Raw genomic sequence first — 19,248 nt, forward strand, 5'->3', positions numbered from 1 at the left:
TCCTTGCGTCGGGCTTGGCGGTGGGACACACATCGTAGCGCGGTTTACGCGATGTGGCGATCCAACCCGGCAAGCAAATGCTCGACGCGCAGCAATTCGCCGAGCGACCACGCCTGCCACGGCGTGCCGGCGGGCGCGTGCGGCAAATCGCCGTCGGCGATTTCGGAAAGGTGATCGAGCCCCGCGTGATCGAGATGCGCGTACAGCGGATCGAGAAAACGCGTTCGAGCTTCGCGGCGCGTTTCGTCAGTATTGCCGCGCACGCGCAGCCAGGCTTCGACGAATGGACCGAGCAGCCACGGCCACGCCGTGCCCTGATGATAGGCGCCGTCGCGTTCGTACGGGGCGCCCGTGTAGCGGCCGCGATAAGCCGGGTCCGACGGCGCGAGCGTGCGCAAGCCGAGCGGCGTCAGCAATTGCGCTTCGACCTCATCGACCACGGCGCGCGCCGCCGCGCCTTCGAGCAACGGGAACGGCAGCCCGCCGACCGCGAAAATCTGATTGGGACGAATCGCGCGGTCCACTGTGCCGCTGACATGATCGACGTCGATGTTATCGAAAAGCGCCTGTGTCGACGGGTCGACGAAACGCTCGCGGAACGCCTGCCATGCGCGCTCGGCCGGTTGTTGCCATTGCGCATTCCACGTTGCTGCAATGCGCAATGCGTTGATCCACAGCGCCTGCACTTCGACCGGCTTGCCGATGCGCGGCGTCACCACCCAGTCGCCGACCTTCGCGTCCATCCACGTGAGCTGCATGCCTGCGACGCCCGCGCACAGCAAACCGTCCTCCGCCGATGCCTTGATGTTAAAGCGCGTGCCTTGCGTGTAGCCCGCGAGGATCGCGTCGGCGGCGGCCTGGAGACGCGCCCTGGTTGCCGCGCCCGCGTGATCCGTCGACAGATAGTCGTGCACAGCGACGATGAACCACAGCGACGCATCGACGGAATTGTATTCGGGCGTGTCGCCGTAATCGGGGAAACGATTGGGCAGCATGCCCTCGGACAACGTGCCCGCCCATTCGAGCAGGATCGCCTCGGCGGCATCCAGACGGCCCGACGCGATCAGCAAGCCGCGCATCGCGATGAACGTGTCGCGGCCCCAATCGGTGAACCACGGGAAGCCCGCGAGTATCGTGCAGCCCTCGTTACGCTGGACGACGTAGGCGTCGGCGGAACGTTGCAGGCGCGAGCCTAATGCTTCGCGGCGTTGTTGTTCGGTTTCGGCGAGGGTTTCTACGTGGCGCGATGCGGTTACGTGTGTTTGTGTCGCATCCGATGCGCTGAGAATCATGACCGCTTGCTCATTCGCGAGATTGAAGCTGAATACGCCGGGCGTCGCGAGGTCTTCGCTGAAATCCAGCCCGCGCTCGCGCTCGCGAACGTAGCAGAAGTTGCGATACCAGTCCGGCGCGTGCGCGTAGCTGCCATTCGTCGCGGCATGAATGCGCGGCAGATCGCCGTAGGGTTGCCAGCTTACGTTGCGCGCGTCGTCGCTGATTTGCGCGCCAAAGTTGAACGCCGCGTTCTCGTGATGCAGCGCGTGATAGTCGCGGCCGGACAGCAACGGCCTGACCTTCAGCGTAAGCGCGCCTGTTGGCGTCGCCGCCTGCGGGCGTTCCCATTGCCAGCGCAATACCGTTTCGCACGTCGCCTTGCTGACGAACACTTCGGCCGTGATGACGATCTGCGCATTGAACTGAAAGCGCCATGTCGGCCACGGCTCCGTGGCGAACTCGAGCAGATTCGCGCTCGCATCGGGATACAGCAGGTCGGGCACGTAGCGCTGCATGCTGAGCGGATAGCGCTCGCCGTCCGCTTCGAGCCAGGCTTCCACGCCGTTGACCAGCACGACGCGCCCGCCTGGCGCGCGCGTGGCCGCCAGCAGCAATGCGTGATAGCGGCGCGTGCGCTCGGTGCCCACGGTCCCCGACGCGAAGCCGCCGAAGCCGTCTGCCTCGAGCCATTCGTCTTCGAGCCGCTGCGTGTCGAAAGGTCGTTCAATGCGTGTCATGGCGTGAGTGATCTTGCGATGGAAGGCATTAGCGTGTCCATTCTCCTACTTATCACTTTCCGGTTCCTTTCGAAGAACTCACAAACGCGAGTCATTTTTCCCACTCGCAAACGTTTCACAATTATTTCTTGAAAGGGTTGGAGACTGCATCCGCTTTCACAAAACCGGATGCCGACATGAGAAGAGACAAACGCCTCGTGAGTGCCCTTTTCGTTGCGCTCGCAACGTGTGCATTAACGGGTGCATTAAGCGGCTGCGGCGCGGATGACTCCGCATCGGCCAATGCGTCTTCTTCATCGAATGTTGATGCTTCGCTCGATGCGCCATCTTCTGCGGCATTGTCCGCAGCCGCTATTCCGAATGCATCGTCGGCGCTCGCCGCGAATCCCGCTCTCGCATCCGACGCCATCACGCAGAACGTGCAAGCCAGCCTCGCCGCCGACAGCCAGCAAGTCGCGCCCGTCATGCGTTATGCACCCGGCGACAGCGCGAACAGCAACTGACCAATTCCCCTGGCGCGCGTGGCGCGCTATTCTTCCCCCCGCAGAAGGTGATATTCCATGACATCAAATAGCCGTCGCCGTTTCCTGCAGACCGTGGCTTCATCCGCCGGCGCTGCCGCTGCGCTTACCGCGCTGCCCGAGTCGATTCGCAATGCGTTGGCCGTTCCCGCGTTTTCGCGCACGGGCACGATTCACGATGTCGAGCACATCGTCGTGTTCATGCAGGAAAACCGTTCGTTCGACCACTACTTCGGCCATATGCGCGGCGTGCGCGGCTACAACGACCGCTTCCCGATTCCGCTGCCGAACGGCAAGCCGGTCTGGTATCAGCCGTCGAAGGCGGACCCCACGAAGCCTGTGCTGCCCTTCCATCTGGATACGTCGACCACAAGCGCGCAATGCGTGGGCGACCTCGATCATAGCTGGTACAAGACGCATGCCGCGATAGACGGCGGCCGCTACGACCAGTGGCCCGCGACCAAGACCGACATGACGATGGGCTATCACCTGCGCAGCGACATTCCGTTCCACTATGCGCTCGCCGATGCGTTCACGATCTGCGACGCGTATTTCTGCTCGATGCCGGGACCGACGCATCCGAACCGCTCGTATCTGATGAGCGGCACGGTCGACCCGACGGCCAAGTTCGGCGGACCGCTGCTCGACAACAACGACTGGGTGGACGGCGACGGCCCGCCGAACTATCAGTTGCTTTCGTGGACCACGTACCCCGAGCGCCTGCAAGCCGCCGGCATTTCGTGGCAGATCTATCAGCAGGGACTGACCGGCGCCGATCCGCTGAACGGCAACTACGGCACCAACATCCTGCAAAACTTCAGCAACTTCATCAACGCGCAGCCTGGCTCGCCGTTGTATGAGCGCGCCCAAACCGTGCGCACCATCGACGATCTGAAGGCCGACGTGCTCGCGAACAAGCTGCCGCAAGTGTCGTGGCTGTGCCCGCCCGCCGCGTACTCGGAGCATCCAAAATACACGCCGGCGTATGGCGCCGAATATACGTCGCAGATTCTGGATGCGTTGACGTCGAACCCCGAGGTGTGGAGCAAGACCGTGCTCTTCATCATGTACGACGAGAACGACGGCTTCTTCGATCACCTCGTGCCGCCGCAACCGGCGACGACGGCTACGCAAGGCAAGTCGACAGTCAGCACCGAAGGCGAAATTCACAACGTGGTCAATCCGGGACGCGGCGGCAGCTATACGGCCGACGGCCTGCCCTACGGCCTCGGCCCGCGCGTGCCGATGACGATCGTCTCGCCGTGGAGCAAGGGCGGCTTTGTGTGCTCGCAGGTGTTCGATCACACGTCGGTGATTCGCTTCATCGAAACGCGCTTTGGCGTGTACGAGCCGAACATCACCGCATGGCGTCGCACGGTGTGCGGCGACCTGACGACAGCGTTCGATTTCCGCACGCCCGACTCGCGCATTCCGCCGCTGCCCGACACGAGCAATTACAAGACCATTGCCGACAACCAGTGCGCGACGCAGCCGAAACCGACCGTGCCCGCGACGCCCGGCTCAATCGATCCGCAGGAAAGCGGCATTCGTTTCGCGCGCGCCTTGCCGTATGAATTGCATGTGAACGGCCACGCGGACGCGAAGCAGAACGCGTTCGAAATTTCATTCGGCAATACCGGCGACCAGGGCGCGCATTTCTATGTGTACTCGACGAATCGCACGGACGGTCCGTGGCGTTACACCGTTGAAGCGGGCAAGTCGCTCAGCGAGTCGTTCGATCTGACATCGACGAACGGCGTCTACGCTTTTCAGGTGTTCGGTCCGAATGGTTTCGTGCGCAAGTTCGCGGGCAATGTCGGGAGCAATGTCGGGAGCAATGCGCACGCAGAGCAGCTTGCGGGTGGCCATCACAACGGCAAACCGGCGGAGCCTGAAGTGAAGGTGCAATACGACGTCGCGAACGGCAACGTGTTCCTCAGGTTCAGCAACAAGGGCGGCAGCTTTGCGCGTTTGACGGTGACGGATAACGCGTATGGCGCACGTCCGCGTCCGGTGATGGTGCCGCCAGGCGCGCATATCGAAGAGGCTTGGGTGCTGGCAGCGAGCCATCACTGGTATGACTTGACGATAACCAGCAACGACGACGACAGCTTCTCGCGCCGCGTTGCGGGTCACGTCGAAAATGGGCGGCCGAGTATTAGCGATCCGGCTGCGATTGCGCCGGTGTTGGTGGCAAGTTAAGGCGGGTTAGGTTGAGGCTGCGGTTGCGGTTGCGCGTGCGTGGTGTTGGCGCGTCTGGCCGCAGCCTCTGTTGGTTGCAAGCAGAGTTCGCACGAAGCTGCTGTCATCACGCCCCCAACAACACCCCCGTCCGAAACGCCCGCGTCCCCGTCACACGCCCCAGCGGCGCGCCCGCCGTCACAAAGCGAATCGCGCGACGCATGTAAAACACGCCTTCCGTATTGCTCGCCAACGTAGTGGTTTCGTCCGTCAGCGGATCGACGATATCGAACAACGGTTGACCAACGCGAATCGTCTCGCCGATCTTCGCGCGATGCACGAGAATGCCGCTCACGGGCGCATAGAACTGCTCGCTTCCGGCGAGCGGCGTCGCAGGAGTCAGCAACGGCGGCAGCGGCTTCGCTTCCAGCCGAATCGCCTTGCGCCACATGAGATAGTCGACGATCGCGTCGGCGTCGTGCTGTGCCGCTTCGTATGAAACGTCGCGCTGGCCGCGGCATTCGACAGTCACTGCAATCGTGCCGGTAGGCACCGGCTTGTCGGCGGGCATGTGTTGCTGCAACTCCCACCACAGCAGGCTATGCGTTTCGTCGAAGGCCTCGCCGCCCGAGTTCGTCGCCAGCAGCGACGCTTCTGCGCCAAGATAGCGCGCGAACGGTTCGACTTGAGGCCACGCCGCCTCGCTCGTGTAGAGATGCATCGCGGCCTCGAGCGAACAATGCAGATCGATCACCACGTCTGCATCGAACGAGAGCTTCAGCATCGCCAATTGCAATGACTCGAACTCGGTCAACGGCTTTTGCGCGGCGAGTTCGTCAGCAATCAGACGACGAACGATCCGCACGTTTTCTGCGGCGTCCGAACCTAGCGCTTCGCGCGCCTGTGCGACAAGTTTCGTCAGCCGCAGAAAATGCCGGTTGAAGTTCTTGCCGCTTGCAAGGTCGAAGCGCCCGATAAATTGTCCGAGTACGTACTGCCCGAGTCCGACGGGATTAGCCACGGGCACCAGCACGATCTCCGCATTGAGCGCGCCCTGCTTTTCAAGTTCGATCAAGCGACGCTTCAATAGAAGCGTGGTCAGCATCGCTGGCGTTTCGTCGGCATGCAGCGACGACTGGATATAAATCTTCTCGCCGCTGCCTGGCGCGCCGAAGTGAAACGATACGAGTTCGCGCTGGGTGCCGATTGCCGGCGAAATGAGCGGATGCGATTGCCTGTTCATGAGAGACGAGCGTGGAGTTAAAGAGCGGAACGCGCGGGCATCAATTGCCGTACGGGTCGAAGTCGAAGTACTTTTTCGCGATCTGCGCATACGTGCCGTCTTTCAGCATCGAGGCAATCGCGGCGTTCATCGACGCCTGCACTGCCGTCTCGTCCTTGCGCAAGCCGATGCCCGTGCCGCGATCGCCCATCGAAAGCGGTTCGCCGACAAACGCAAAGCCCTTGCCGGACGGCGTGCGCAGAAAGCCAAAGTCCGCTTCCACCGAGCCGAGCAACGCGCCGTCGAGGCGTCCGTTCTGCAAGTCGGCGAACACCTCGTCCTGGCTCTTGTACGCGACGACATGCGCGCCGAGCGGCGTCCAGTTCTTCAACGCATAACCTTCGAACTGCGTGCCCGATTGCACGCCGATCTGTTTGCCTGAGAGCGCCTGCAAGCCCGCGGCGAGCGGCGAGCCTTGCCGCGCGATCAGCCGCGATTTGAATTGAAAGAGCTTCGACGTAAATAGAATCTGCTGCTCGCGCTTCTGCGTGATCGCCATCGACGAAAGAATCGCGTCGATCTTGCGTGCCTGCAGCGCGGGAATCATCCCCGAAAATTCGAGCTCGACCCATTGGCAACGCGCTTTAATGCGGCGGCAAATTTCATTGCCGAGGTCGACGTCGAAGCCTTTGAGGCTGCCGTCGGGCGACTTTGAATCCATCGGCGGATAGCTTGGGTCGATGCCGAGGCGCAGCGTGCCGGACCCGGCGGCAAACGCGCCGCTGCTGAGGGCCAGCGCGGCGCTTACGATCATCATCAGAGGCAGTTTCATGGGAGCGGAAGTTGTCGAGGTGGACGGAACACGGCGAACCCATCGTATGCCGCTGCGCCGCTTCATAGAAGTCAGCTTCGGACTATCATGATCACCTTTGCCGATCGCTGGCAGTGAACCACGGACGCTCCAATGGCGTTGACGATCTCCCAACTGCGGGCCTTCAAGGCCGTCGCCGAACATGGCAGTTTGCGCGCGGCCTCGCGTGCACTCGGCGTCGCGCAAAGCGGCATCACGCAGCAGTTGCAGAACCTCGAATCGATGTTGGGCGCAACGCTTTTCATCCGCACGAATCGCGGCATCGCGCTCACTGCGCTCGGCCAGCGGCTGTTGCAGCGAGCGGGCGCGATTATCGGCGAATGCGAACGCGCGGAGCAGGAGGTGCAGCAATTGCGCGGCGACTACGCGGGCGAGGTCACGTTCGGCATGACGACCGAACCGTTAGTCGATGCATTGGCGCCCGTGCTGATGCAGTTCCGCACGCGCTTCGAGCGAGTGGCGCTGCATCTGCGCACCGGCACATCGCGCATGATGATTTCGTGGATTCGCGAAGGCACGCTCGACTTCGCAGTCGCACTGGTGTCGAAGCACACGGATACCGCTGATCTTTCCGTCGCGCCGCTGTATCGCTCCGATCCAGTGATCGTCTGCCGCAAGGGTCATCCGAAGGCGCTGGCTCGCTCGCTTGCCGATCTCGCCGATTGCACATGGATCGCCACGCGCTCGCCGAATCTCACCGACGATCCGCAAGTCAATCGACTGAATCATCTGTTCGAAAGCCACGGTTTGCCGCCGCCGAAAATCGTCGCGACCGTTGAAGGTTTGTACGAGACGCTGCATCTCGTCGGCGCGACGGATTGCCTGTCGCTGGAGTCGTCGATTGTCGCGACACAGGGCGCGTTTGCCGGCGCGCTGACCACGATCGAGGTCCGCGAGCGCGCGATCGAGCAAACCGTCTGCCTGTTGCAACGCGCCGCCATTCCGCTCACGCCCGCCGCGCAGGAACTCGCCACGATGATCGCGTCGTACACGCGCACCGTGCGGGCGCGTTGATGGAGGCGCTGCAAGCAGGCTTGCCGCGCTGCGACTAGAATCAAAGCCCCCTTCTTCGCGCGAACAACTTTCGAGGCGTCAGTAAAAAGAAAGGCGCGAGGCTATGTCGCAGACCATCAACAGGAGTTTTCCCACATGATGAATCGAGACAATCCCGTCTGGCTGATCACCGGCTGTTCGACCGGCTTTGGCCGCGAACTCGCGAAGCTGGTGCTCGAGCGCGGCTGGCGCGCCGTGGTCACGGCACGCGATGCATCGAAAGTAAAAGACATTGCCGAGCCGCACGGCGAGCGCGCGCTCGTTCTGCCGCTCGACGTGACGAACCGCGCGCAGATCGCGGAGGTCGTCGTACAGGCAAAGCAGCGTTTTGGCCGCATCGACGCGCTCGTGAACAACGCCGGCTACGGCTATCTGGCGGCAATCGAAGAAGGCGAAGACGCGGAAGTGCGGGCGATGTTCGAGACCAACGTGTTCGGTCTCGTCGACATCACGAAAGCCGTGTTGCCGGTCATGCGCGAGCAGCGTAGCGGTCTAATCGTCAACGTATCGTCGATTGGCGGGCTCGCGAGTTTCGCGGCGACCGGCTATTACCACGCGACGAAATATGCGGTGGAGGGTCTGTCGGAAACGCTCGCCGCCGAGGTCAAGCCGCTCGGCATCGACGTGCTGATCGTGGAGCCCGGTCCGTTCCGCACGAATTGGGCCGGTGCGTCGATGAAGCAATCGGCCACCGTCATCGACGACTACGCGGCCACCGCCGGCGAGCGGCGCAAGCAGACCGAAGCGCGCAGCGGCAATCAGGCGGGCGATCCGGTGCGCGCGGCGCAAGCGATTATCGACGCCGCGCTATCGGACAAGCCGCCTCTGCGTTTGCTGCTCGGCAAGACCGCGCTCGAACTCGCGCGCAAGAAGCTCGACTTCATGCGCGGCGATTTCGATGCGTGGGAAGCGACCACCGTGGGCGCCGATTACCCGGACGCCTAGAACTCGACGAGCGCGAAGTCTTCCTTGCCCACGTCGCACAGCGGGCAACGCCAGTCGGCGGGAACGTCGGCCCAGCGTGTGCCCGGCGCGATGCCCTCTTCGGGCAAGCCGGCGGCTTCGTCGTAAATCCAGCCGCAGATCACGCAGACCCACTGCTTGAAGTCGTCGGCGGAAGCGGGGTTGGCGGCGTTGGCGGCGTTGGTAGCATTCACGGCTGGCGAATTCGGCGCGTTTTGCTGCTGTGAAGCCGGCGTCTCGTCCAGGCTGACGACGAGCGGCGCCTCCGTGCTCGCGCCGCTTACGCTGCTCGCTGCGAGGCGCGCCTGCAGGCTGTCGAGCAGGCGTTGCGCTTCGTCTTGCGTGAGGTCGATCCAGTACGGATCGCCTGCGCCGTCGTTGAGCCGTTCGAGGGAAAACTGGATCTCCAGCGCTACGCCCTTCTTGTACATGACGGCGTTACACGACCAGATTGAGCACGATGGCCGCGATAAGCGCAGTGCCGCCGATCAGGCCGAGCAATTGAAGCAGAGTGAGGGATTTGCGGGATGCGGTGGGGAGTTGTTGCGTGGTCACGAGACGGTCTTCGGAAATCGGAAAAAGCGAAATGGTACACGGGTCGCGCGGCGGCGCATGCCGATTTGCGCAAACCCGTGTGTGATCTTGGGCAAGCGGTGGCTCGCCTGATTGGCGAGCAGTTGCCATTATCGCAGCGCGAACGCGCCGGATTATTTACGGCGCGGAGATGAACTCATTCGCGGCGAGGCGCAAAGCCGCCCGCGGTAGGCCGCCCCGCGCTTCCGCTCAGCTTTTCGCCAGCGGGCTGCCGTGACGCGAGTCCCAGAAGCGGATCACTTCGGTATCCCCGGTGCCCGCGCCGACCACCTGATCCGGCGAGCCGCATTCGCGCAGCAGCGCGCGCAGGTCGTTGATAACGGGAAACACCTCGTGATTCCAGTCCGCGCCCTGCGAATCGTGCGCGCGCTGCTCTGCCTCGACGATTTCGCGGTCTTCCTTGAAGATGCGCTCGGTGAACCACACCAGCAGCGGCCACGCGAGATTCAGTGCGCCAGGAATGCCCGGCTTGCGAATCGACAGCAGCCCGAATGTGCGATTGGTGCGCTGCTCGCGATCGAGCGGCACATAGACGATCCACAGATCCATCACGAGTGTCTTTTCCGACGTGCGAATCTGCAGCGTCTGATACGGATACTCGGTGCGGATCGTCATCACGTCCTTGTCGTTGTCGCCACCCGTTTTACGGCTCTGGCCGAACACGATAGCCTCGCCGATCGGCTGCTGGCCGGCCATGCGCGCAAACGTATAGTCGACCTCGACCCAGCCTTCGCCGCGCCGCCGCCCGAGCGAGCGCGCGCGCATCTGTCCCATTTGCCGGCGATGCAAAAACTGATGGTTCATGTCCATCAGATTCTCGTGCATGAACGAGTAGTGGCAATTCACCGGACGGCCGAAGCGCCGCGTCTTGTACTTCTTGTCCGACACGGAGCCGAGCGTGGGCAGCGGACGAACCTCGGCCATTGCCGGGTCGCCGGGGAATACGAAGATCAGTCCTTCCACTTCGCGGCACGGATACGAGCGCACGCCGTTCGGCAAACGCTCGCGCCCGAGATAGGGCACGTCGATGCATTTGCCCGAGCAGTCGTAAGTCCAGCCGTGGTAACCGCAACGAATCGATTCGCCATCGACCACGCCCTGGTGCAACGGCACCTGCCGATGCGCGCAGCGGTCTTCGAGCGCGAACACCTTGCCGGACTCGGTGCGCGCGAGCACGATCGGATCGCCCGCGAACGTCACCCCATGCGTCTTGCCGCGCTTCACCTCATGTGACCACGCGAGCGGATACCAGTAGTCCGGGTGAATCCCGACGCGGCGCAGGTCGCGAACCGGCGCGTCGTTGGCGGCCTGGCCCTGTGTGGGAGCGGCTTTTGGCGATGCCGCATGCGTTGGCGACGCCTCGACGGTGTTTTGTTCGAGCGGGGGAACAGCATGCATAGTGTGGAGCCTCCGTGCACGTGCGGATAGAGTAGGAGGCCGCGTGTGGCGGCCGTTATCGCCGTCAGTCTACTCGAACCGGGCGGAGCCTGGGGCGGGCGGGACATCGCGCCGCGCCCGGCGGCCGGGTGCTCGGGGGTGTCGCTACGCGTCGTCGCGGGCTATCAGGCCGGTGCGGCGCTGCACGCCCCACGAGCGTCCGCCGCGCAAAAAATGCAGCCAGCCGAGCGCCGCGCCCAGGTGCCGCAGCAACTGGAAAGTGAACGGCTCCGCGATTGCCGCGAGCATCGCCATCCCCATGCCGGCGCTGCTGCGCGTGCCGGTCCAGCGTCGGTAAAGATGGATGCTCCACAGGTAAAAGGCGAGATCGATCGCCGTTTTGAGGCCGATCACGCCGAAGATCGACGCGACGATCGCGCCGTGCCCGCCCAGCAAAAAAGCGAGCAGCAATCCGAACGCCGTCAGGCCGTAGATCGGCTGCATCGTGTCGAGCGCCTTGACGGGCAGCATCAGCATGCCGAGCATTCCATAGCGCGGATTGCCGGTCATGTCGCGATTCCAGTACTGCGTTTGCAGGAAGCCCGCGAACCAGCGGCGGCGCTGGCGCAGGAAACTGGCGAGGTTGTCGGGCGCGTCCGTGTGCGCGTGCGCGTTGCCGATCACGCGCACGTCCCAGCCGAGGCCGTGATCGACGGAATGACGGCGCAGCCGGTGAATCAGCTCGTAGTCTTCGACCAGACACTGCGGATCGAAACCGCCGACGTCCAGCAGCGCCTCGCGTTTGAACGATGCGAACGCGCCCGACACGAGCAGCAGACTGTCGGCGCGCATCCACGCAAAACGCGCGATGAAATTGCGCATGTATTCGTAGGTCTGGAACCATTGCAGCACGCGGCCCGACACCGACTTGCCGCACACCGGCACCAGAATGCCGGCCGCGGCGACGAGCTTCGCGTCGCTCGCAAAAGCGGCGCGCATCGCGTAGGTGGCGTCGTCGTCGAGCAGCGTGTCGGCGTCGACGGTCATCACGGTTTCCGTTGTCATCAACGTGATGGCCGCGTTCAACGCGCGCGCCTTGCCGCCGTGCGGCATGCGCAGCCAGAAGAGATTCGGATGCAGCGCGCTCGGTGCGCTCAGCGTGCCCTCGGCAGGCGCGGTGAGACCGAAGCGTTCGGTGAGGAGCGAGTGCGTTTGATCGGTCGAGCCGTCGTCGGCAATGACGATTTGAGCCGGGCCGTGCACCTGCCGCAGCAGCGCCGCGATCGTGACCGGCAGCACGGCCGCCTCGTTATGCGAGGCGACGATCACGCCCATGTCCGGCAGAGTGCGCCGATCGTAGTCGGGCTCGAGCGGCGGCACACGGCGCATCAACGGCAAGCTTTTCCAGGTGACGAACGCGAGCAGCAACGTGTCGTAGATCACATAGGCGATACCCGTCGACCACGCAACCACGCCGTGCAGAAAGAATGCACGCGCAAACAACAGCAGCCATGCAGCGACGACGGCCGTATGAATCAGCGTGCTCAACCACGTCGTGCCGCGCGGCACGATGCGGGGCGATGCAAGCGCGAACGCCTGTTCCAGGGTCTTTTTCAAAATTGCTAAGCGTCGATGATTGCTACCGTTTCAGAAAATGAGCGATGCGGTTGTCACGGCACCATGCGCTTCAGAACCGATTTACGATCGATCCACTCATGCTTCAGCGCGCCGCCGATATGCATGGCGAGCAACGCGTACAGCGCATAGCCGAGCCATGTATGCAATGCGCCGAAGCGGTCATGCAGCGTCTCCTTCAACGCCGGCTCGAGGTTCATCACGTAGCCGATGCGCGGCCAGGGAAACAGATCGAAAAGCCGCATGGGGTGCGTGGCCGCGTCCTTCCATGCCGAGTCGTGCAGCCAGCCCGAGAGCGGCAGCGCGATCATCAGGAAATAGAGAACGAAGTGCGCGACATGCGCGGCCACTTTTTCCCACGACGGAAATTCGCGCGGCAGCGGCGGCGGCTTGTGCGATACGCGCCACAAGATCCGCATTAGCGCGAGGCCCAGTACCGTGATGCCGATGGACTTGTGCGTATTGATCACGGGACGCACCCAGTCGTCGGGCAACGAGTCCGCGCTCAAGGCCAGCACCACGTTGCCGATGATCAGCAACGCGATGAGCCAGTGCAGCGCGATCGCCGTGCGCGTGTATCGCGGGGCCGCCGAAGCGTGGGTCTGGTTGGCCAGACGTTGAGTGTGCGTATTCATGAGTGATGTGATCGGCGAGAGAATCGTTGCAATGTCTTTGTAATGGCGCGTTCAGCGTGTTCAGCGGCTTAAGCGACGCACCATTCACGGACAAGAACTGCTGAGTGTGCCGTTTTATTCCATGACGTGCTTAATGATGTGTTTCGGTTTATTTCACGTCGGCAGGCCTCGGCGAGTTTGCGCTAGACCCGAGAACTTCGTGGCGCAAGAAAAATATCTCTGTGGCGTGCAACCCGCGATAGGCCAATTCAATTGGCATCGGCGGAAATCGCATCCTCTAATAAAAGCCCTGTGTTTGGCTGCATTCGCCTATCGACCGTCGCTTAACCGGAGACATCAATGTCGCAACCCGAGCCAAATGTGGAAGAAGTGGTGAGAAGCATCGCGGAAGAGACCGATACGCCGACCGAGACGGTCTCGAAGATGTACGCGGACACGTTGGCCGACTATCGCCATCAAGCCAAGGTGCAGGATTACGTGCCGCTCTTCGCGGCCAGGAAAGTGCGCGACCAGCTTCGCGACGCGTCACATCGTAAGCATTGAATATCGCGGCGCGTGTGTCATGCGATTCGTCGGTTGATTTAGCCTGATACATGCGGCGATATACGCCGCGATACCCGCGCCATTGCACGTAAAACACCGCTTATTTTTTCCCGCTGCTAGACTGAACTCCGTTCAACCGACCGGGGGATTGGCATGCGTGTGGCAATCGTTGGCGCGGGAATCGCCGGGCTGAGCACGGCATGGTCGCTCACCAAACTGGGGCATGACGTCACGCTGATCGAGCAGGGCTCGATCCCGAATCCGCTCGCCGCATCGGGCGACCGGCATCGCATGATTCGCCGGGCATATGGCGAAGCCGACGGCTATGCGCAAGCCATCGCCGAAGCGTTCGATAGTTGGGACATGCTATGGGACGATCTCGGCGTTTCGCACTATGCAAATTGCGGCGTGCTCGGTATTTCGCAGTTTGCCGGCGATGGCGCCGAGCGGTTCCGCATCGGTCTTGACCGCATGGGCTTCGAGTACGAACGGCTCGATCCGCGCGAGGCCGCCGAGCGTTACCCGTTTCTCGATGCCGATACGTTTCGCTACGCCTACTTTGATCGCGACGGCGGCACGCTTTTCAGCGAGCGCATTGCGCATGATCTGAAAGCATGGCTCCGCATGCGCGGCGTCGACGTTCGCATGCACACGAAGGCCGTGGCGATCGATCCGCAGAACGCGAGCGTGCGCATCGAAAGCGGCGCGACGGTTCACGCGGACCGGCTCGTCGTGACGGCCGGTGCGTGGACGCTGCGGCTCTTTCCGTCGCTCGCGGAAAACCTCTCGATCTATCGCAACGCCGTTGCTTATCTGACGCCGCCCGCCGATCTCGACGATGCGTGGTCGAACGCGCCGGCAATCGTCGACATCGGCGGTTCAAGCGACGGCTATGTATTGCCGCCCAGCGACGGTATTGGTCTGAAGTTCGGTGCGCGTGCATTCAAACGGTCGGTGCCGGATGCGGAAACCGACCGCATCGCCGGGCCCGACGAAGGCGACCGTTTGCGACGGCTCTTTGCGCCGCCGCTTAGCCGCATCGACGAATATACGGTCACGGAGGTGAAGACCTGCGCGTACACGTTCACCGCGGATGAGCGGTTCTTTTCGAAGCGCATCGGCAAGACGCTCGTGGTGTCGGCGTGCTCGGGGCACGGCTACAAATTCGGCGCGGCCGTGGGCCAGCGAGTCGCGCATGCGCTCGAAACCGATGACGACGCCACGCTCGTTCAGTGGCTCAGAGCGGAAACGGTGTGAGGACGTTGTGAGCGACGGCGCTTGATCTTGCGCTGAGTGAGTGCATGGTTCCAAATTCTGCGCATGCGCTGGAGCTAACAATCGCGGCCCGATTTTCTTATGCTGACGGTTTGCGTCGATATAACAAAGGAGCCGCGCATGTCCGACACGATTCAGATCCGCCCCGTCAAACACGACGATTTCAATGCATGGCTGCCGCTATGGGACGCGTATAACGCGTTCTACGGCCGCTCCGGCGAGACCGCATTGCCGCGTGAAATCACGCAACTTACGTGGGGCCGCTTTTTCGATGTATATGAGCCGATGCATGCGATGGTTGCGGAACGCAATGGGCAGTTGGTCGGCATCGTGCACTTTCTGTATCACCGGCACACGACGCTCGCGGGACCGATTTGTTATTTGCAGGATCTGTACACGTTGGAATCGGAGCGCGGCAAAGGCGTCGGGCGCGCGTTGATCGAGGCAGTGTATGCGCGCGCGAAAGCAGACGGTTCGCAGCGCGTGTATTGGCAAACGCACGAGACGAATCACACGGCGATGAAGTTGTACGACGCGGTGGCGGATAAGTCGGGGTTTGTGGTTTATCGGAAGCAGGTGTGAGCAACGCCCCGCTGCTTTAGACATTCACGCGGCTCGCCCCAAAACAAAAAGCGCACCACCCAGTGCGCTTTTCATCCCCGCAATTACGGCCTCACATCACCGCCCACCTAACCCGCCCTCAAGCCTCCAACTGCTCGAGCACCTTACCCTTGGTTTCAATCCCGAGAAAATGCACCGCCACCGCCGCAAGAAACGGCACAGCCGCGAGAATATAAAACGCGATCTGTAAATTACCGCCGATCATCGTCTTCGACACAATCGCCGGCGCGAAAATCGCCGCCACTTTCAGCCATGCGCCGCCGACGCCGCAACCCATCGCGCGAATGCTCGTCGGGTACAGTTCCGGCGTGTACACATAAGCGGTGATGAAGCCGCACGCGAGAAAGCCGAGCGACAACGCACAGCACGTCGCCACCACATACACCGACGAATCGTGCAACACGCCCGCCATCAGCAGCGAAACTGCGCACGCCAGAAACGACAGATTAATGATCGGCTTACGCCCCACCTTGTCCACCAGCAGCGCGCAAGTCAGCGACCCCACCACGCCCAGCACCGAAGCCGCCACCGCAAGGTTCAACGCCAGTTGCAACGGCGCGTGATAGATCGTGCGATAGATGGTCGGCAGCCACGTCGACAGACCATACTGAATGAAGCCGCAGGTGATCCACAGCATCGCAACGGCCAGCGTTCGCTTCAAATACGCCGGACCAAACAGATCGCCCATGCGGCGCTTCGGATGACGATTCGCCATTGCTTCAAATTCGGCCGAATGCACGACCGGCGGCAATGGGCCCTTCGCGGCACGTTCGAATGCATGGACTGCTGCATCGGCATCGGCCATGCGTTCGCGTTCGGCGAGCCAGCGCGGCGACTCAGGCACGAGCTTGCGCAGCACGAAGAACAGAATCAACGGCATGCCGCCGATAAAATACATTGCCTGCCAGCCGAAACGCGGCACGATCCACGCGCCAAGCGCATTCGAAGCCAGCAGCCCAACCGGAAAAACAATTTCATACAACAGCACGAAACGACCGCGCCCATGCGCACGGCTAATCTCGTTGATGTAAGTCGCGGCAACCGGCAATTCGCCGCCGAGTCCCAGGCCCTGAATCACGCGCAACACGACAAATGCCGCGAACGTCGGCGCAAATCCGCACGCAATGCTCGTGACACCGATAATCCCCGAGCTCAGCGCAATCGCCCGAACGCGCCCATGACGCTCGGCATACCACGGGAACACAAACGCACCGATCAGTTGCCCGACCGACCCCGAGCCGATCAGAAAGCCGATTTCCCACGGCGTCAGATGCCACTTCACGATCAGCACCGGCAGCGTGGCCGCAATCGCGATCACGTCGAAGCCGTCGAAGAACGTGGCGAGCCCGATCAGAATCCGCGCGCGCATCTGCATCGCGTTCTTCGGCAGTCGCTCGAGCCGCGCGATGATCGAGCCTCTCGTGACAGGGCCCGAAACGCCTGCGGCGCTGCGGTCTCCAATGGTGTTGTCGATGGTTCTCATGCCGTGGTGCCGTCCGTAGATGTGGTTAGGCAAGCGCCGTTGAGGCGTCGGTCAGTGTGGCAAGGTCGATGGTCCGGCCTTGATTCATCCACTTGCGCGAGAGCTTCAGTTCGCGCGGAGTGTTGATGGCGATCACGCCGCGAATCGCGCCGTCTTCCAGATGAAAAAGCGTCGCGCGCTTGCCCGGCAAATCGCCGCGTATCGCGAGCTGCGCATCGGCGGGAATGTCGCCGAGAATCTGCAGATTGACGTCGTATTGATCGGACCAGAACCACGGAATGTCCGCGTATGGTTCGAACTTGCCGAGCAGCGCCTTGGCCGCGCCAATCGCCTGGTTCTGCGCATTGGCCCACGATTCGAGGCGCACGCGCCGCTTCAGCCACGCGCTCGGATGATTCGCCACGTCGCCGCAAGCGAAGATGCGCGGGTCGTCGGTCGCGCCGAAATGATCGACCACGATGCCGTCTTCCACCTTCACGCCCGCCGCTTCGGCCAACGCCGTATGCGGCGCGAGGCCGATGCCGGCGACCGCGAAATCGGCGTCCAAAGTCGAGCCATCCGCGAAGGTTGCACGAATGCGATCCACGTCGTTCGGATGATCTTCGAGCTTCGTGAGCGCGGCTTTGAGGCGCACGTCCACGCCATTTGCACGATGCAGGTCGAGCAGGAAGTCGGAGACCATCGGCGGCAATGAACGGGCGCATAGACGCGGCGCGCCTTCCACCACGGTTGCATCCACGCCGAGCTTGCGCGCGGTCGCGGCCACTTCGAGACCGATCCAGCCGCCGCCCACCACGAGCACACGCTTGCTCGCACGCAGCCGTTCGCCGAGCGCAACGGCTTCGTCAAGCGTGCGCAGATAAGTCACGTGCGAGGTCTTCACCAGCGCATCCGGCAAGCGACGTGCCGCGCCGCCCGTCGCGATCACGAGGCGGTCGTATTGCACTTCACGTCCCGCTTGCGTGCGAACAACACGCTTCTCGCGATCAATCGACGTCGCGCAATCCGGCTGCCACGCTTCGATCTTCAGCGCGTCGAAATCGTCGGGCTTGACGAGACGCACGGTGTCGATAGTCGCTTCGCCGGAAAGCACGGCTTTCGAAAGCGGCGGACGTTCGTAGGGCAAATGCACTTCGTCGGCGATCATCACGAGGCGGCCGTCGTAGCCTTCCTTGCGCAGCGTCTTCACGACCCAGCCCGCCGCCTGGCCGCCGCCGATCACGACAATCGTGCGCGGCACTTCAAGCTCGGCGTGCGCGGCTCGCGCCTTTTCAGTAGCAGCGTCAGTCATTTTTGCGCTCCGTCATGAACTTGCCTTCCGGCGCCTTCGCGTTTTTCTGCCGACGCGTATTGCCGTCGATGCCGCCGTCGATCGCCCATTCGGCGAACACGGTCGGGCCCGGTTCGAAATCGCGCGGCTGCCATTCGGGCGTGAGCTGGTCTTCGTCGGCGTAGTACTCGATCAGGCCGCCGGCGGGATTCTGGAAGTACCAGAAGTACGCCGACGAAACCGGATGACGTCCCGGCCCAAGCTGCGTATCCCAACCGCAGCGGCTGATGTGCATGCCGCCGCCGAACACTTCATGGATGTCGCGAACGGTGAACGCGACGTGATTCAGACCGCGCTTGCCGTTCGGCAACGCGAGCAGAAAAATGTCGTGATGGCCGCCGTGCGGCGCGCAGCGCATGAATGCACCGCGGCCCGGATAACGGTCCGACATTTCGAAGCCAAGCAGTTCCTGGTAGAACTTTTCCTGTTCGGCCAGCCTGTTCGTGAAGAACACGACATGACCCACTTCGACGGGTTCGGCGCGCTCGTAAATCGGCGACGGCTGATCCACGCGCAGCGTTTGGCCCCACACGTTCGAAGGCGAGCCGTGAATATCGAGCGCACGTTTGCGCGTCACTTCAACGCGAATCGCCATTCCATTCGGATCGATGCAACCGACTGCATCTTCGGTTTCGAAATGGCCCGGCTGACCCGCAAAGCGTCCGCGCAATTCGTCGAGTTCCGCTTGAGTCCCAACGCCCCACGTGACTTCGCGCAGCGTCGGACCTTCCTCGAATGCGGGCGGCAGCGACGGATCGTTTGCATCGACGGCAAGAACCGTGCAGCCGTTGAGCGTTTCGAAGCGCGCATGCGTTTCGTCGTGCGCGACTTCCTTCAAGCCCCAGTCCGCGAAAAAGCGTCGACAGGTAGCGAGATCCGTCACGCCGTAGATAATCTGTTCAATGCCGAGAATCGTCATAACGTGCCTCTTG

General features: G+C 62.5%; 17 protein-coding genes. 7 read left to right on the plus strand and 10 right to left on the minus strand.

The genetic code is table 11. The annotated features are described in order from the left end of the window. Positions 1–44: 44 nt before the first annotated feature. Positions 45–2,012, minus strand: coding sequence for an amylo-alpha-1,6-glucosidase (locus AB6809_RS03500; protein ID WP_371025996.1), 1,968 nt, complete (start codon positions 2,010–2,012; stop codon positions 45–47). Between the two features lie 176 nt (positions 2,013–2,188). On the opposite strand from AB6809_RS03500, the gene AB6809_RS03505 reads away from it, so the two are divergent. Both AB6809_RS03505 and AB6809_RS03510 read left to right on the plus strand, forming a co-directional pair. After that, positions 2,189–2,515, plus strand: coding sequence for a hypothetical protein (locus AB6809_RS03505; RefSeq protein ID WP_029967194.1), 327 nt, complete (start codon positions 2,189–2,191; stop codon positions 2,513–2,515). Positions 2,516–2,572: 57 nt separating this feature from the next. Next, the gene (locus AB6809_RS03510; RefSeq protein ID WP_029967196.1) at positions 2,573–4,735 is read left to right on the plus strand and encodes a phosphocholine-specific phospholipase C; all 2,163 of its coding nucleotides are present in this window, start codon (positions 2,573–2,575) and stop codon (positions 4,733–4,735) included. Positions 4,736–4,841: 106 nt separating this feature from the next. Here AB6809_RS03510 and AB6809_RS03515 read toward each other — a convergent pair whose 3' ends face one another. Beyond that, positions 4,842–5,957, minus strand: a complete 1,116-nt coding sequence (locus AB6809_RS03515; protein ID WP_029967197.1) for a succinylglutamate desuccinylase/aspartoacylase family protein — start codon at positions 5,955–5,957, stop codon at positions 4,842–4,844. Positions 5,958–5,997: 40 nt separating this feature from the next. Further along, positions 5,998–6,768, minus strand: a complete 771-nt coding sequence (locus AB6809_RS03520) for a transporter substrate-binding domain-containing protein (RefSeq protein ID WP_371025997.1) — start codon at positions 6,766–6,768, stop codon at positions 5,998–6,000. A 132-nt stretch (positions 6,769–6,900) separates the two neighbouring features. On the opposite strand from AB6809_RS03520, the gene AB6809_RS03525 reads away from it, so the two are divergent. Next, positions 6,901–7,821: a LysR substrate-binding domain-containing protein gene (locus AB6809_RS03525; RefSeq protein WP_029967201.1), complete on the plus strand. Its 921-nt coding sequence runs from the start codon at positions 6,901–6,903 to the stop codon at positions 7,819–7,821. Positions 7,822–7,956: 135 nt separating this feature from the next. Further along, a complete protein-coding gene (locus tag AB6809_RS03530; RefSeq protein WP_029967203.1) occupies positions 7,957–8,805 on the plus strand; it encodes an oxidoreductase in 849 nt (282 codons plus the stop codon). On the opposite strand, the gene AB6809_RS03535 is transcribed toward AB6809_RS03530, so the two are convergent. The 4 genes from AB6809_RS03535 to AB6809_RS03550 all read right to left on the minus strand — a co-directional run bounded on the left by AB6809_RS03535 (position 8,802) and on the right by AB6809_RS03550 (position 13,064). Beyond that, entirely contained in the window at positions 8,802–9,254 is a 453-nt protein-coding gene (locus AB6809_RS03535; protein ID WP_081652984.1) for a rubredoxin, read from the minus strand. The genes AB6809_RS03530 and AB6809_RS03535 overlap by 4 nt on opposite strands. A gap of 352 nt (positions 9,255–9,606) precedes the next feature. Next, complete coding sequence (locus tag AB6809_RS03540) at positions 9,607–10,815, minus strand: aromatic ring-hydroxylating dioxygenase subunit alpha (RefSeq protein ID WP_006047362.1); 1,209 nt, start codon at positions 10,813–10,815, stop codon at positions 9,607–9,609. Between the two features lie 144 nt (positions 10,816–10,959). Then, a complete protein-coding gene (locus AB6809_RS03545) occupies positions 10,960–12,411 on the minus strand; it encodes a glycosyltransferase family 2 protein (protein ID WP_029967207.1) in 1,452 nt (483 codons plus the stop codon). Positions 12,412–12,464: 53 nt separating this feature from the next. After that, positions 12,465–13,064: a cytochrome b gene (locus AB6809_RS03550; RefSeq protein ID WP_029967208.1), complete on the minus strand. Its 600-nt coding sequence runs from the start codon at positions 13,062–13,064 to the stop codon at positions 12,465–12,467. 339 nt (positions 13,065–13,403) lie between these two features. On the opposite strand from AB6809_RS03550, the gene AB6809_RS03555 reads away from it, so the two are divergent. From AB6809_RS03555 to AB6809_RS03565, 3 genes are all read left to right on the plus strand, one after another. Further along, a complete protein-coding gene (locus tag AB6809_RS03555; protein ID WP_029967210.1) occupies positions 13,404–13,607 on the plus strand; it encodes a DUF3562 domain-containing protein in 204 nt (67 codons plus the stop codon). A 153-nt stretch (positions 13,608–13,760) separates the two neighbouring features. Further along, positions 13,761–14,864 (plus strand): FAD-dependent oxidoreductase, encoded by a 1,104-nt coding sequence (locus AB6809_RS03560; protein ID WP_029967212.1) that lies wholly within the window; start codon positions 13,761–13,763, stop codon positions 14,862–14,864. Positions 14,865–15,002: 138 nt separating this feature from the next. After that, positions 15,003–15,464, plus strand: coding sequence for a GNAT family N-acetyltransferase (locus AB6809_RS03565; protein ID WP_029967215.1), 462 nt, complete (start codon positions 15,003–15,005; stop codon positions 15,462–15,464). Positions 15,465–15,582: 118 nt separating this feature from the next. On the opposite strand, the gene AB6809_RS03570 is transcribed toward AB6809_RS03565, so the two are convergent. Genes AB6809_RS03570 through AB6809_RS03580 form a run of 3 tightly spaced genes read right to left on the minus strand, consistent with a single transcriptional unit; the run spans position 15,583 to position 19,235 of the window. Next, the gene (locus tag AB6809_RS03570) at positions 15,583–16,986 is read right to left on the minus strand and encodes an MFS transporter (protein WP_371025998.1); all 1,404 of its coding nucleotides are present in this window, start codon (positions 16,984–16,986) and stop codon (positions 15,583–15,585) included. A 25-nt stretch (positions 16,987–17,011) separates the two neighbouring features. Next, complete coding sequence (locus AB6809_RS03575) at positions 17,012–18,277, minus strand: NAD(P)/FAD-dependent oxidoreductase (protein ID WP_029967219.1); 1,266 nt, start codon at positions 18,275–18,277, stop codon at positions 17,012–17,014. Continuing rightward, a complete protein-coding gene (locus AB6809_RS03580) occupies positions 18,270–19,235 on the minus strand; it encodes a VOC family protein (RefSeq protein ID WP_029967220.1) in 966 nt (321 codons plus the stop codon). Before AB6809_RS03580 ends, AB6809_RS03575 begins: the two co-directional genes overlap by 8 nt. Positions 19,236–19,248 lie beyond the last annotated feature (13 nt).

The organism is Paraburkholderia sp. RCC_158, from assembly GCF_041355255.1.
GTDB lineage: Bacteria > Pseudomonadota > Gammaproteobacteria > Burkholderiales > Burkholderiaceae > Paraburkholderia > Paraburkholderia graminis.